The organism is Sinorhizobium fredii NGR234 (genome assembly GCF_000018545.1).
Taxonomy (GTDB): domain Bacteria; phylum Pseudomonadota; class Alphaproteobacteria; order Rhizobiales; family Rhizobiaceae; genus Sinorhizobium; species Sinorhizobium fredii_A.
In genome coordinates this window covers 1,320,754-1,334,456 of record NC_012586.1, presented here as the reverse complement: position 1 = coordinate 1,334,456, position 13,703 = coordinate 1,320,754, and the positions used below count along the sequence as shown (strand labels likewise).

Below are 13,703 nucleotides of genomic sequence, written 5' to 3'. Positions count from 1 at the left end.
ACAATCAGGCTGCCGGTCCTTCCCGGCCACCAGCGTTGAGGGTTGAGATGCAGTTTACCCAAGCGGAACTGAAGGGTGTCTGGCTGATCGAGCCGACACCGGTGATTGACGACCGAGGTTCGTTCACGCGCGTCTTCTGCGAAAAGGAAATGGCAGATTTCGGGCTTGCGACGCGCTTTGTCCAGCACAGCCGGTCGCATTCCGTCAGGAAGGGAACCTTGCGGGGACTGCACTTCCAGGAGGAGCCGCATACCGAGGTGAAGCTCGTTTCCTGTGCCTGCGGCGCAATCTTTGACGTCGTTGTGGACCTGCGGCCCAATTCGCCCACCCGCAATCGCTGGCTGGGTTTCGAGCTCACGCCCGAAAACATGAAACAGGTCTACATCCCAGCAGGCTTCGCCCACGGGTTTCAGACGCTGACTGAGGACGCCGAGGTCTCGTACCTGATTTCGCAGTTCTACACGCCCCACGCGGCGACGGGTGTCCGCTTCAACGACCCGGCCTTTTCGATAAACTGGCCGCTGATGCCGACGGCGATGTCAGAACGGGACAGGACATGGCCTCTGGTCAGGAAGCTGGTCAGCTAGCGTTGTCCAGCCAACCCGTCACCGCTTCCTCTCCCGGCTTGGAAGCCGCGTCCATAGCCGAAACTTTGTGATGGTTTGGCGGCTTCTGCAGCAACAAGGGCCAAGGCCATATCGTCCAGCACAAAGATCGGGATCTGGCTCATCCGGCCCGGGAGGGCGCACTCCCCTCGGCCGGGTCAGACGTGTTTCTGCTGAATCCGAGGCAGAACAGGCGGCACTGACAACACAGGGGCCACGCACTCCAGCCCGAGGTAGCATCGGTATCATCACCTCCCCGGCAATCGCCAGCATCCCCGCCGTCGGAGCAACTTCCTTCAACCGCCGGTTGCTTAGCGGTGGTTGCCGTTCGAGGTAGCCGACGCGATGGGAAGGCTGGGCCGCGTTCTTGACCCAACCGGCCGGCGCGAAGCGCCCGGTCGTCAGCCCTCAGCATCTGCCGAGCCATGCGAAGGTCCGTTCAAACTGAGCGGTAGAACTTCGAAGCCCTTTGCCTTCGGCGTCCACCAAACCGTCCGCTTCGCACCCGATTGAGACGTAGAACGCTCGATCGCGGTTTATCGAGCCGATGGCCCCGGCCGGCTCGGATGGCGACCATCCATGAAGGCTGTGCAGGTCGGCCCCTGGCGCGGTTGGGGCTACGCGCGCATCAGACACTCATCGTGCCGACGAGGGCATCAAAGGACTGGATGTCTCCCCCAGGAGGCCATGATCCGACAAGATGGCAGCGGCAGCGGCGACTTGTCTGAACGGGAGACCCGAGCGCTGTGCGATCGACAGCAGCGAATGCTTCCCGTCGGCAAGGTTCAGAACCCATAGCAGCGACATGGAGGTCACCTCCTGAGACTTCTGGCCCCCGAGGGCGGCGTAAAGCCCTCGCCTGCCGAGTTGCGGTTCGCATTTCGGGAAGAGGTTCAGAGGCGTCCAGTCCCCTTCGACGACATCGATCACGTCCGTCAGGATGCGGAAGGAGTCCGCTAGGTGCTCGTGACTGATGAAGTCGAGATTGTCGGCCGACGTATGGTATTCGGGAAAGGTGCCGTGGACGCTCCGCTGGAACATGCCGACCGGCAGGTTGAAGCCCGGCGAGCAATATTGCCGTTCGTCATAGCCGTAGGGCGAGAAATCCAACAATTTCGCTCCGGCTTCATGCCCAAGTACGTGCGCCATGGCGCGGTCGATGAAGGCGTCGCCGCGGCGGCTGCGCTTGTATGACGGACTTCCCGCGTCCCCTACGCAGGAGAGCACGAGGCCATGGTCGATGAGATGCGTCCGGTCCTCGTTGCGGGCCAGCCACGTGATCGCGCCGATCGTGCCCGGAGCGAACAGGAAGCGGTAGCTGTATCGTGTTTCCCTGGCCGCTATGTGCCTCGCAAGTATTGCCAGCAGGGCGAGGCCCGAACAGTTGTCGTTGGCCAGCGAGGGGTGGCAGATGTGCGCCGACAGAAGGAATTCCCGCTCCGTCTGTCCGCGGTGCAGGTATTCGCCGTAGCTCAGGTTGCCGTCCTTGAGATCGGAGTCGATCTCTACCTGGTAGAGCCCATCAGGTAATTCGGACGCCCTGTCGCAGGACATGCAGAAACCCCATGTCGGGGCGTAATAGGAGGTGCGGTAGGGGACCACATCCGGCTGACCGGGCAGGGTGTGGATGTGCAGCTTCAACTCGTTGAGCGGCAGGATTCCCTTGAAGGGTAGGCTGTAGTTGACGACGTGCAGGTTGCAGTCGGCAAAATCAACGACCGCGTGCCCGTCGGGTCCCGTGATGCTGGCCGACCGGATGTTCCATTCCTGCGGGACGGTCCAGTCGAACACTTGGGTTCCCGAGGGCACCTCGTGCCGCTCGAGCGCAACGTGATCGGACAGGATATCCAGCGTTTGGCGCACACCGTCTCCCGTAATGCTCCTGCAGATCGGAAACAGCCGCGCGGCCAATTCAAAGATTTCGTCGCCGACACCCATGGGAGGAGTCTGCTCAAGGCCGTCCGGCTTAAGGTGCTCCACAGCGGGTCACTCCGCTGAGGCTACCAGAGGTCGCGCAGGTTCGACAACCCTCATCCGCTCGTCCAGGAGCCCGTTGGCGAGGAGATGCCTGATGTGGCTGATGCGCTGGAATCGCGGTCCCTCGAACTCCTCGAGCGTCACGTTCGACTTCCTGTAGGCGTCGTAGAGCTGCTCGGCACCCTTGCGGGCATCCCATTGCGGCTTGAAGGCAGGAAGCGCGAGTGCGATCTTGTCAAAGCTGACGCGGTAGGAGCGTTTGTCCGGCCCGGCGTCGGACGCGAATTCGAGCCGGCAGCCCGGCACGACTTCGGCGACGATCTCGGCGATTTCGCGGATCCTGTAGTTGTGGTCCGTTCGCCCGACGTTGAAGGCTTCGTTGTGAACGGCGTCCCGCGGCGCTTCCAACCCGGCGATGAAGGCCCTGGAAATGTCCTCGATGTGGACTATCGGCCGCCACGGCGTCCCGTCCGACTTCAGGAGGATTACCCCCTTGGTGACAGCCCAGGCGACGAGGTTGTTCAAAACGATGTCGAACCGCAGTCGCGGCGACAGGCCGTAGGCTGTAGCGGGCCGGAAGTAGACGGGGGAGAAGCTGCTGTCAGCCAGCTCGGAAATGTCCCTTTCCGAAAGCACCTTGGACCAGCCATAGGCCGTCACGGGGTTCAACTCGCCCGTTTCTGCGACTATCTCGTCGCCCGCCTGACCGTAATTGCTGCAAGACGACGCGAGCAGGAAGCGCGAAACGCCTGCCTCCTTCGCAGCCTTCGCGAGGCGGACGCTTCCCTTGTGGTTTATCTCGTAGGTGACGTCGGGATCGAGGTCGGACAGCGGATCATTAGAAAGTGCGGCCAGGTGGATGATGGCATCGAAGCCCTCGAGGTCCCGCGGCTGCACATCCCTGACGTCCTTGTGGATGCAAGGGACGGAAGCCTGGTCGCCTCCCGCATCGAAACTGCAGCGGCGGTAGAGGTCGCTGTCGTAGCCGGTCACTGAATGCCCGGCTTGGAGCAGCATCGGCACCATCACTGAGCCGATATAGCCTTTGTGGCCCGTCACCAGAACTTTCATCGCGCACCTCTTGTCAAGCGGATTTGATCTTGCAGAGGCTACTTGGGCCGGAAGGGTTGGGCGAGAACGCCAATCGGCGATCAGGATGCCCCGTTGGACGAAGCCTTTGCCATGCGCTAGCGCTTTCGGGCGTGTGGCCCCTAATCCCTTCGGAGAACCGTCGAAAGTAGGAAGTCGTCATGGAGATCCAGGTTTCTTGAATTTCTCGACGCGGCAGCGGATGGTGCCGGAATGTTCTTCCAGGTTTTCTGCCAATCTCGAGAACTGCTCGATCAGGAACCCCACATCGAAGCTGTCGACATGGTGACAGCAGCTGCCCAAGCCCATCTTTCCCAACAACAGATGATTTTTGGCGGTATAGATCAGGGAAATCAGGGGGGTTCCCGCCATCAGGGCCGCGATCACATTGTGGAAGCGGGTCGCCCACGCCAAGAACCGCCAGGACAGCCTCCACGGCAGGGTGTCATCCTTGTCGCCGGTGAGCAGGCGGACTCTGTAGCTGCTGGCCAGGAGGCGAGTGCCGCACTCGCCATCTTCGAGACATGGCTTCAAAGCAGCCTGCCCGCGCTTCTCGGATCCGTACTAGCCGCGGTTTTTCATCACGCCGACTCCGGTGGCGAACTGGCCGGAAGGTTGCGGGGCATCGGTTTGCGGGAAAGGCAGCTTGAAGGCGAGATCGGGATACAACGAGACACGTCTGGTGTCGAAACCAGCGTTCTCCATGATATCCCTCCTGTCTGAGGATCGAGAAGACCGATCGTCAGACACTCCTCATCCTCAATTGTACGGCGTTTGGCTCCGTGCACGACGCCCGCCAAAGGCGCCATTGCCGCGCGAGCGGCTTCACCACTAGTCATCGTCTTCCGCATCAGGTGTTCCAGTCGGTCGGTGGAAACCGCTAGCCGGTTGCAGGCGCAGCCAGTGCGCGAGGCTTGGCTGGGATGAACGCCATGTACCCCAGGTTCTACTCGCTACTTCCTTTGGCGTGCTTGCCGATAACGATGGATTTGCAAGAGGATGTCGTCAGGCAAACTTGCGAGAGATATTCGACGTTAGCGACTAGGCCGCGTAGGGCTTCGCGCATCTCCTCGGCCGCTCGCGCATCCGCGGGGGCTCGCGCTCTGGTGATGCGTTTCTATTCTAGTCGCGCCGCAGAATAGGAAACAACGGTCCATGCAGGTTTCGTTCGTCGGCCTGATAGTCTGTGCGGGAATTTTGCTGATCGGATACTATTGGCGGGCCCCCTTGATCATCGGTGTCATTGCCTCACTGGCTTTCGGTGCAACAGCATTTATGACGCTTAGCTCGGTTGGAGGGTCGTCGCCACTGATCTACACACTCTTCGCCGCTCTTCTGGTGACGGCTGTCGCCACTAGGCGGTGGATTTGGCAGGACCTTGGAGATGTGTTCGGCAAAATTCGACCGCTCTGGATTCTCTGTGGCCTGTTGATCTATGCCGTGGCCGGAGCATGGTTATTCCCGCGCCTATTCGCCGGACAGACGAGTGTCTTCGTCCAGTCCACGATGCGCCGTGGTATCGTGGAGGCTTCGCTCGCGCCGGTGTCGGGGAATATCACGCAAACCGGATATTTTGTTCTGGGTGGCCTCACCGCCATCGCCCTGTGCGTCCTGCTTCTCCACGAAGACAGGATAGATGCGGTTCGGCGCGGGTTTTTTCTCTGGTGTGGTCTTCACGCTGGGATGGGGTTGCTCGATTTAATTGGCAAGCTCGCAGGCGCCGGCGACATCCTCTGGCCTATCCGGACAGCCAGCTATGCTATGCTCACGGAGACCGTTGAAGCTGGATTTTGGCGCATTACGGGCGCCAATTCGGAGGCATCGGCCTTCGGCGGCATATCACTCGCTTGCCTTGCATTCTGTTATGTTTACTGGCGCAAGACCAAGTCGCGGCTGGCTCAAGCGCTGTCCGCTCTGTTGTTGGTTCTTTTGCTCCTTTCCACTTCTTCTACTGCCTATGTCGGCCTGACCATATTGAGCATTCCCGTTGCGTTTTCCATCCTGCACTCGTTTCTATCTGGGCGCACCGACAAGGATGAGATTTTAATCATTGCGCTCCTTGCTGTCGCCGGCGCCTCGGTGCTGGCAATCAGTCTTTATGACGACGAATTTTTTGCTCCGTTCGTTCAACTGATAGATTCAATGGTTCTCAACAAAGCCCAATCTGCCTCCGGTCAGGAGCGGGCTTACTGGAACATCAAAAGTCTTCAGGCTTTCATTGACACGGGCGGTCTCGGCGTTGGCTTGGGCAGTTCACGTGCGTCGAGTTGGCCGATCGCAGTGGCTTCACAGCTTGGCCTCGTCGGCGGCCTTATGGTGGCGACGCTTTCGTTCATGGTGTTCAGAGGCATGGGAAGCCTCAAACGATACGTCGATCCCGAAACAAACGCAGTCGTGTCGAGTGTACGGGCTTCCGTCCTGGCTTCCGTTGTCAGCGGTTCTTTAACCGGCGGGAGTTCCGACCCGGGCATGATGTTCTTTATTGCGCTCGCAGTCATCTCCGCGAGCAGGGCTCGTGCTCGCAGCGAGAGATATACCGTCACACGCGCTTTGCCGCTTGGCCAACCTGCGTTCGAGGCTCAGCATTGAAGGCAGCGAAGATTTGCCATCCCTTGGAGGGGCGACGGTGACATTAGAGGCAAGCCGCGACGCATGAGACGGGTACAGAGCGCCTCACCATAACTCGCGACCAGCACAAGGGTGAGGCTGGACCAATCTCACGACTCCTTTTTCGGCACGTCCATCCCAATCTCCGCCAGCACTTCTTCCGTATGCTCGCCAAGGCGCGGCACGCCGCGCTCCAGCGCAAGTGCGGCACCGGAGAAGCGGATCGGCGTGCGAACTCCCGGCGTCTTTCCGGCAGCGGCACCGGTGTGCGGCGCCTCCACCCGCATCTTCCGATGGACGATCTGCGGGTCCGCGAAGACGTCGGCGACGGAATTGATCGGGCCGCCCGGCACACCGACCGCCTCTAACTTCGCGAGCAGAGCGTCCCGCTCGAACTTCGCGGTCTCTGCAGCGAGCTCCGGTGTCAACGTATCGCGATGCTGAACGCGGCCGGCATTGGTCCGATAGCGCTCGTCCGAAGCAAGATCCGGGCGGCCGAGCAGGTCGCAGAACTTTATGAACTGCCGGTCGTTGCCGACCGCAACGATCAGGTGTCCATCCGAGGTCGGAAAGACTTGGTAGGGCGCGATGTTCGGATGGGCGTTACCGAGGCGCCGCGGCGCCTTGCCGGAGACGAGGAAGTTCAGGGCCTGGTTGGCAAGCACGCCCGTCATGCAGTCGAGCAGCGCCATGTCGATCTGCTGTCCCTCGCCAGTCCTTTCGCGCTGGGCCAGCGCCGCCTGCACGGCGATGACGCCGTAGAGGCCGGTGAAGATGTCGGCGAAGGCAACGCCGATCTTCTGCGGCTCGCGGTCCGGTTCGCCGGTCAGGTCCATGATGCCGCTCATGCCCTGGACGATGTAATCGTAGCCGGCCCGGTGGGCGTAGGGTCCGTCCTGGCCGAAGCCGGTCACCGAGCAATAGATCAGCCGCGGATTGATCTTCTTCAGGCTCGCATAGTCGAGCCCGTATTTCGAAAGCCCGCCGACCTTGAAGTTCTCTAGAAGAACATCCGACTGGGCCGCAAGCCGGCGCACCGCCTCCTGCCCCTCCCCCGTCGTGAAGTCGAGCACGACCGAGCGCTTGCCGCGGTTGCAGGCGTGGAAATAGGCGGCGTCGAGCTTCTCGCCCCCTTCCCCTTCGACGAAGGGCGGACCCCAGGTCCTGGTATCGTCCCCGGCCGGGCTCTCCACCTTGATGACCTCGGCGCCGAGGTCGGCGAGTGTCTGGCCGATCCAGGGACCGGCGAGGATGCGGGCGAGTTCGAGGACTCGTATGCCCTTGAGCGGCGTTTCCATCGTCGCGCCGCTCAGAAAAACGCCTGCAGCCCGGTCTGGGCGCGGCCAAGGATCAGCGCATGGACATCATGCGTGCCCTCATAGGTATTGACGGTCTCGAGATTCAGCATGTGGCGCATCACCTGATATTCCTCGGAAATGCCGTTGCCACCGTGCATGTCGCGGGCCATGCGGGCAATGTCCAGCGCCTTGCCGCAATTGTTGCGCTTGACGAGAGAGATCATCTCCGGGGCCATTCGCCCCTCGTCCATCAACCGCCCGACGCGGAGCGACCCCTGCAGCCCGAGCGCGATTTCGGTCTGCATGTCGGCAAGCTTTTTCTGGAAGAGCTGGGTCTGGGCGAGCGGCCGGTTGAACTGCTTGCGATCGAGGCCGTATTGACGCGCGGCGTGCCAGCAGAATTCTGCCGCGCCGAGCGCGCCCCAGGAGATGCCGTAACGGGCGCGGTTGAGGCAGCCGAATGGCCCCTTGAGGCCCTCGACATCAGGCAGCAGTGCTTCCTCGCCCACTTCGACATTGTCGAGCACGATCTCGCCGGTGATCGACGCCCGGAGCGAAAGCTTGCCGGCGATCTTCGGCGCCGAGAGACCCTTCATCCCCTTTTCCAGCACGAAGCCGCGAATGGCGTTGCCATGCGCCTCCGACTTCGCCCAGACGACGAAGACATCGGCAAGCGGCGCATTGGAGATCCACATCTTCGAACCGATCAGCCGATAGCCGTCCTCGGTCTTGATCGCCCGGGTCTTCATCCCAGCCGGATCGGAGCCGGCATCCGGCTCGGTCAGGCCGAAACAGCCGATCCATTCGCCGCTGATCAGCTTCGGCAGGTATTTCTGCTTCTGTTCTTCGGAGCCGTAGGCGAAGATCGGGTAGATCACCAGCGAGGACTGCACGCTCATCATCGAGCGGTAGCCGGAATCGACCCGCTCGACCTCGCGGGCGACGAGCCCATAGGCGACATAGGAGGCGCCGACGCCGCCATAGGTGTCGGACACGGTGACGCCCAGCAGACCGAGTTCGCCCATCTCGCGGAAGATCGCCGGATCGGTCTTTTCCTCACGATAAGCCTCTATCACCCGCGGCTGCAGCCGCTCCTCAGCATAGGCGCGCGCCGTATCGCGGATCATCCGCTCGTCTTCGGTCAATTGATCCTCGAGGAGGAACGGGTCGTCCCACTGGAATTGACTTTTGCCGGCCATGTCTCTCTCCCGTCGGATATTGATTACGAGCGTGATGCGGCGGAAAGCCGTTGACTCTTTCTCCCGCCCAGTCTGCTGGCGTTATCGCAAGCGGGGTCGATGGTTTCAAATGAAATTGGGACAATGACTCATGCACCTGCTGCATGAGTCATTGGATGGCGGACGACATCATGCAGCACTGGGGGAAGCGATCTGCCGCTTCCGAAAAGTAGCAGCCTCGACCACCGTCACCCGTTTAATTTGCGCTCGCGCGCTAGCCAGGCGCTATGCCTGTGACCTGTAACAGAACCGACAACAAACTGACATCGCGCCTTCACGAAGCGCCGATATGGCAGGGTCACGAAGATCACCGGACTCTCCGGAAGAGGACCTGCCGCCGATGTTTCAGTTGAGAAACGTAACCCGCCAGTTCGGCAAGAAGAGAGCCGTCGATTCCGTCACTTTCGACATACCGCAGGGCCAGATGGTTGGGGTCATCGGTCGCTCCGGGGCCGGCAAGTCGACGCTGCTGCGGATGATCAACCGTCTCGTCGATCCCTCCTCCGGCTCGATTGAGTTCGGCGGCATCGAGGTCTCCTCGCTCAAGGGTTCTGCGCTGCGGCACTGGCAGCGCGATTGCGCGATGATCTTCCAGCAGTTCAATCTGGTGCCGCGCCTCGACGTGCTGACCAATGTCCTGCTCGGCCGGCTCAATCATCGCTCGACGGTCTCGAGCATCCTCAACCTGTTCACCCGCGAAGAACGGATCATGGCGATCGGCGCACTCGAGCGCCTCGGCATCGAGCAGACCGCGCTGCAGCCGGCCGGCACGCTGTCCGGCGGCCAGCAGCAGCGCGTCGCCATTGCCCGGGCGCTGATGCAGCAGCCGAAGGTGCTGCTTGCCGACGAGCCGATCGCATCGCTCGACCCGCTCAATGCCAAGATCGTCATGGATGCGCTGCGCGACATCAACGCGCGCGACGGCATCACCGTCGTCACCAACCTGCATACGCTCGACACGGCCCGCAACTATTGCGAACGGATCATCGGCATGGCGCACGGCCGCGTCGTCTTCGACGGCCAGCCGAAGGAACTCACCGCCGCCGCGGTCGCCGAGATCTACGGCGCCGGCGCGGCAATCGAGGAATCGATGACCTCGACGAGCATCAACATTCCCGCGGCTGCCGCCCGCGAGGAGACCGCATCGGCCGGCTTCAAGCCGCTGGCACTGGCCGGCCTTTAAGGCCGCCGCGATCGAATGCCCGCGTCAAGGGCATCCCTGAAATCGAAACTGATCCGGCGCCGCCGGAAAAACGGGAGACGAACCTCATGCTGAAAAAAGCTCTTCTGGGCGCCGTTGCGCTCATCGCCCTCGTCGGCCATGCCCAGGCCGAAGACCTCAAGGAATTCCGCATTGGCATCATGGGTGGAGAGAACGAAGCCGACCGCCTGCGCAACTACCAGTGCCTGGTCGACCAGCTTCCGGCCGCCATCGGCGTCGAGAAGGTCTCGCTGTTTCCGGCTGCCGACTATGACGGCGTTATCCAGGGCCTGCTCGGCGGCACGCTCGACTACGCCGAGCTCGGCGCCTCTGGCTACGCCAAGATCTATCTCGCCAAGGCCGACGCTGTCGAGCCGATCCTGACGACGGTCCAGACCGACGGCGCGACCGGCTACCACTCGATCATGGTGGCCCGCAAGGACTCCGGCATCACCAAGCTCGAAGACCTGAAGGGCAAGAAGCTCGGCTTTGCCGATCCGGATTCCACCTCCGGCTATCTCGTGCCGCTGGTGACCCTGCCGGAAAGTATCGGCGCGCCCGTGAAGGAGTATTTCGGCGAGACCGGCTTCGGCGGCGGCCATGAAAACCTCGTCCTCGAAGTCCTGAAGGGCACTTTCGATGCCGGCACGACCTTCGGCTCGGGCGTCGGCGAGTTCAAGGACGGCTACACGTCCGGCAACCTGCGCAAGATGGTCGACAAGGGCATCCTCGACATGAACGATCTCGTCGAGCTGTGGCGCTCGCCGCTGATCCCGAACGGCCCGATTGTCGTACGCACCTCGTTGAACGACGACATGAAGGCGAAGTTCAAGCAGTTCATGATGGATCTGCCGAAGACCGACGCAGCCTGCTTCTCGGCCATCCAGGGCGGTGACTTCAGCGGCTTCACCGAAGTCAACAGCGATTTCTACAAGCCGATCATCGACGCCCGCAAGGCAACCATCGGCGGCTGATCGTTCGAGCCATGCTCCTGGCGCTGGCTGCCAAGCGGCCAGCGCCTCGTTTGCGGGGCGCCGAAAGGCGCCGACCCCAGAGTGGGATAAGGAAAAGTGTGTGCGGTTTTCCGCCCGCATCCCGCTCTAACCTATTCGCATCGATCACGATGATTTCAGGTCGATCCGCCCTGGAATCATCGTGACCTAGAGAGGCCGGCTTCCGCCGGAGACCCCATGGCCACTTCCGTGCTTTCCCGGCAACTGAGCGAGAACGGCGCGCTCATCGAGCGCCATTGGCAGGAGCTCAACAGCCGGCGGCGGCTCTACACGACGTTCGGCCTCTCAATTCTCGCGCTGGCGCTCTTTGCATCCCTCTGGTTCGCCAACGACTCCAATGCCGGAAAGTTCGTCGACCGCCTGCCGCATTTCTTCGACTTCGTCGGCGACCTGATGCCGCGCGATGCGACGGAGATCGGGCGCGCGCTCCTCGATCTTCCCTCGCCCTATGACGACGGCAGTTTCAAATACAACTACCCGGAGGGGCGCCTCTATCTGACCGACGGCGTTTATATTCCCGAATATGTTCACAAGATGCTGGAGACGGTGAACATTGCCATCTTCTCGACGGTGCTCGGTGTCTTCTTCGGCTTCTGCCTGTGCTTCCTTGCCGCCAGAAATCTCATGCCCAATCCCTGGATCAGGGGGATCGTGCGCCGGCTGATGGAAATCCTGCGCGCCTTTCCGGAAGTGGTGATCGCCGGTTTTTTCCTGGCGATCCTCTCGCTCGGGCCGATCCCTGCGATCGCGGCGGTGTCGATCCACACGATCGGCGCGCTCGGCAAACTGTTCTTCGAAGTGGTCGAAAATGCCGACATGAAGCCGGAGGAGGGCCTGCGCGCCGTGGGCGCCAACTGGACCGAGCGGGTCTGGTTCGGCATCGTGCCGCAGGTGATGCCCAATTTCGTGAGCTATTTCCTGCTTCGTCTCGAGATCAACGTGCGTGCCTCGACGATCATCGGCGCGGTTGGCGGCGGCGGCATCGGCGAGCTTCTGCGCCTGTCGATCGGTCAGGGCCATGAGGCCAAGACGCTGGCGATCGTACTCTTGCTCTTCGCCACGATCTTCGCGGTCGACCAATTTTCCGCCTGGCTGCGCCGCCGCCTCGTCGGCGATCAGGCCTTTGAGCTTGCCCAGTAGGAGCGCGCCATGACTGCCTCGACCAAGCCCAGCGTGCTCGAAATGGAAGCGATTGCGGCACGCCACCCGCATCTTCTCAATTCCTCCACCGCAAGGCGGCGCAGGACAGTGCTGATCGGCACCGGCGTCGCTCTCTATCTCGTATTCAGCTGGTGGTTCTTCTCGATTGGCCATGTGCTCGCCAACGCCAATTGGGGTATCGCAGGCACTTATCTCGCCGACTGGGTCTCCTTTGAAGTCCGGCCCGAAATCGCGATCGCGCCCGACGGGACAATGGCCGTTTCGTACCAGCGCAATTCGCCGCTCGGGAAAAATCCGAATCCGCAATGGGTAACACTCGACAGCCAAGAGATAACGCGCACCGTCGAGGCTCCGGCCGCTGCCGCTCCGGTACAGAAACCGAAGGCCAGTTCCTCATTCAATTTCATGGCGCCGACTGCGGCACTCAGCGCTGGCGCCACCACCGGGCAGGCCGCTCCCACGACGCGCACGGAACAGGTCGTCACGCGCGCGGTCGTGACCTACGATCGCGCGACGCGCATTGAAGTCGCCGACAAGCTGGTGACCGTGACCCATGCCGGTGAAACCTTTACGATGAAGGTCGACGGAGCGGACAGGGTGACGCCGCAGACGCCATTGCCGCGCTGGGCAACGCAGAAGCGGCCGGGCGAGAAGATCACACTCTCCTTCGGCCTGACTGGCTGGGCCGAGATTGCCGGCGACGAGGTCTCGATCCGCAACCGCTTCTTCGGCTGGGCGAACTTCCTCTTCGATACGAATTCGCCCTACTTCGGCAAGTCCTATGGCGAGGTGGCATCGCTGATCCTGTCCGGCGACCGGATCGAACCGACGCGCTCGAATCTGTCGCTCGCCTGGGACAACATCCTCTACAACGCCGAATGGCAGCATCTCGACGTCTGGACGAAGCTGCTGCAGACGATCGTCATGGCCTTTGTCGGGACGCTTTTTGCATCCTTCATCGCCTTCCCGCTCTGCTTCCTTGCCGCCCGCAACATCACGCCGAGCGGCGTTACCAATCAACTCGTCAAACGCGTCTTCGATTTCCTGCGGTCGGTCGACATGTTCATCTGGGCACTGTTCTTCACGCGCGCCTTCGGCCCCGGGCCGCTCGCCGGCATCTCGGCGATCTTCCTCACCGACTCCAGTACGCTCGGCAAGCTCTACTCGGAAGCCCTGGAAAACATCGACGACAAGCAGCGCGAAGGGGTCAAATCCGTCGGCGCCGCGCCGATTGCCGTGCAGCGCTTCGGCGTGCTGCCCCAGGTGCTCCCGGTCTTTGCCAGCCAGGCGCTGTATTTCTGGGAATCGAATACCCGCTCGGCGACGATCATCGGTGCGGTCGGCGCCGGCGGCATCGGTCTCAAACTCTGGGAGGCGATGCGAACCAATTCGGATTGGGAAAATGTTGCCTATATGGTGCTTTTGATCTTGATGGTTGTCTTCGTTTTCGACAGCATCTCCAACGCGTGCCGCTTGCGGCTGATGGGTGGCAAAGCGCATTGACCCGATTTGCG

The 13,703-nt window shown here is 61.7% G+C and carries 12 protein-coding genes; 6 read left to right on the top strand and 6 right to left on the bottom strand.

The features are described from left to right. The first annotated feature begins 47 nt into the window (after window positions 1-47). Window positions 48-587 (top strand): dTDP-4-dehydrorhamnose 3,5-epimerase, encoded by a 540-nt coding sequence (gene rfbC / locus NGR_RS06405; RefSeq protein ID WP_015887437.1) that lies wholly within the window; start codon window positions 48-50, stop codon window positions 585-587. 654 nt (window positions 588-1,241) lie between these two features. Here the strand turns inward: rfbC and NGR_RS06400 are convergent. The 4 genes from NGR_RS06400 to NGR_RS06385 form a co-directional block, all read right to left on the bottom strand. Then, on the bottom strand, window positions 1,242-2,543 hold the full coding sequence (locus tag NGR_RS06400; RefSeq protein ID WP_015887435.1) for a DUF4910 domain-containing protein: 1,302 nt from the start codon (window positions 2,541-2,543) through the stop codon (window positions 1,242-1,244). Window positions 2,544-2,591: 48 nt separating this feature from the next. Then, entirely contained in the window at window positions 2,592-3,653 is a 1,062-nt protein-coding gene (locus NGR_RS06395; RefSeq protein WP_015887434.1) for an NAD-dependent epimerase/dehydratase family protein, read from the bottom strand. 177 nt (window positions 3,654-3,830) lie between these two features. Continuing rightward, on the bottom strand, window positions 3,831-4,205 hold the full coding sequence (locus NGR_RS06390; protein WP_164923929.1) for a hypothetical protein: 375 nt from the start codon (window positions 4,203-4,205) through the stop codon (window positions 3,831-3,833). 30 nt (window positions 4,206-4,235) lie between these two features. Beyond that, a complete protein-coding gene (locus NGR_RS06385; RefSeq protein WP_164923927.1) occupies window positions 4,236-4,376 on the bottom strand; it encodes a hypothetical protein in 141 nt (46 codons plus the stop codon). A gap of 450 nt (window positions 4,377-4,826) precedes the next feature. Between NGR_RS06385 and NGR_RS06380 the strand changes: the two genes are divergently transcribed. Further along, window positions 4,827-6,260 carry a hypothetical protein gene (locus NGR_RS06380; RefSeq protein WP_015887433.1) on the top strand — a complete coding sequence of 478 codons (1,434 nt, stop codon included), beginning with the start codon at window positions 4,827-4,829 and terminating at the stop codon, window positions 6,258-6,260. A gap of 128 nt (window positions 6,261-6,388) precedes the next feature. On the opposite strand, the gene NGR_RS06375 is transcribed toward NGR_RS06380, so the two are convergent. Together NGR_RS06375 and NGR_RS06370 are read right to left on the bottom strand one after the other, a co-directional pair. After that, on the bottom strand, window positions 6,389-7,576 hold the full coding sequence (locus NGR_RS06375; RefSeq protein ID WP_015887432.1) for a CaiB/BaiF CoA transferase family protein: 1,188 nt from the start codon (window positions 7,574-7,576) through the stop codon (window positions 6,389-6,391). Between the two features lie 11 nt (window positions 7,577-7,587). Further along, a complete protein-coding gene (locus NGR_RS06370; RefSeq protein ID WP_015887431.1) occupies window positions 7,588-8,775 on the bottom strand; it encodes an acyl-CoA dehydrogenase in 1,188 nt (395 codons plus the stop codon). Between the two features lie 379 nt (window positions 8,776-9,154). Between NGR_RS06370 and phnC the strand changes: the two genes are divergently transcribed. The 4 genes from phnC to phnE (NGR_RS06350) all read left to right on the top strand — a co-directional run bounded on the left by phnC (window position 9,155) and on the right by phnE (NGR_RS06350) (window position 13,692). Further along, on the top strand, window positions 9,155-9,997 hold the full coding sequence (gene phnC, locus NGR_RS06365; protein ID WP_015887430.1) for a phosphonate ABC transporter ATP-binding protein: 843 nt from the start codon (window positions 9,155-9,157) through the stop codon (window positions 9,995-9,997). An 86-nt stretch (window positions 9,998-10,083) separates the two neighbouring features. Further along, window positions 10,084-10,989: a phosphonate ABC transporter substrate-binding protein gene (gene phnD, locus NGR_RS06360; protein WP_015887429.1), complete on the top strand. Its 906-nt coding sequence runs from the start codon at window positions 10,084-10,086 to the stop codon at window positions 10,987-10,989. A gap of 216 nt (window positions 10,990-11,205) precedes the next feature. Further along, window positions 11,206-12,168 carry a phosphonate ABC transporter, permease protein PhnE gene (gene phnE, locus NGR_RS06355; protein WP_015887428.1) on the top strand — a complete coding sequence of 321 codons (963 nt, stop codon included), beginning with the start codon at window positions 11,206-11,208 and terminating at the stop codon, window positions 12,166-12,168. 9 nt (window positions 12,169-12,177) lie between these two features. Continuing rightward, window positions 12,178-13,692 (top strand): phosphonate ABC transporter, permease protein PhnE, encoded by a 1,515-nt coding sequence (phnE, locus tag NGR_RS06350; RefSeq protein WP_015887427.1) that lies wholly within the window; start codon window positions 12,178-12,180, stop codon window positions 13,690-13,692. Window positions 13,693-13,703 lie beyond the last annotated feature (11 nt).

Coding starts and splice junctions, on each gene's coding strand:
- NGR_RS06370 (WP_015887431.1), bottom strand. CDS start 8,775: ATGGCCGGCAAAAGTCAATTCCAGTGGGACGACCCGTTCCTCCTCGAG.
- NGR_RS06395 (WP_015887434.1), bottom strand. CDS start 3,653: ATGAAAGTTCTGGTGACGGGCCACAAAGGCTATATCGGCTCAGTGATG.
- phnE (WP_015887427.1), top strand. CDS start 12,178: ATGACTGCCTCGACCAAGCCCAGCGTGCTCGAAATGGAAGCGATTGCG.
- phnC (WP_015887430.1), top strand. CDS start 9,155: ATGTTTCAGTTGAGAAACGTAACCCGCCAGTTCGGCAAGAAGAGAGCC.
- NGR_RS06385 (WP_164923927.1), bottom strand. CDS start 4,376: ATGGAGAACGCTGGTTTCGACACCAGACGTGTCTCGTTGTATCCCGAT.
- phnD (WP_015887429.1), top strand. CDS start 10,084: ATGCTGAAAAAAGCTCTTCTGGGCGCCGTTGCGCTCATCGCCCTCGTC.
- phnE (WP_015887428.1), top strand. CDS start 11,206: ATGGCCACTTCCGTGCTTTCCCGGCAACTGAGCGAGAACGGCGCGCTC.
- NGR_RS06400 (WP_015887435.1), bottom strand. CDS start 2,543: ATGGGTGTCGGCGACGAAATCTTTGAATTGGCCGCGCGGCTGTTTCCG.
- NGR_RS06375 (WP_015887432.1), bottom strand. CDS start 7,576: ATGGAAACGCCGCTCAAGGGCATACGAGTCCTCGAACTCGCCCGCATC.
- NGR_RS06380 (WP_015887433.1), top strand. CDS start 4,827: ATGCAGGTTTCGTTCGTCGGCCTGATAGTCTGTGCGGGAATTTTGCTG.
- rfbC (WP_015887437.1), top strand. CDS start 48: ATGCAGTTTACCCAAGCGGAACTGAAGGGTGTCTGGCTGATCGAGCCG.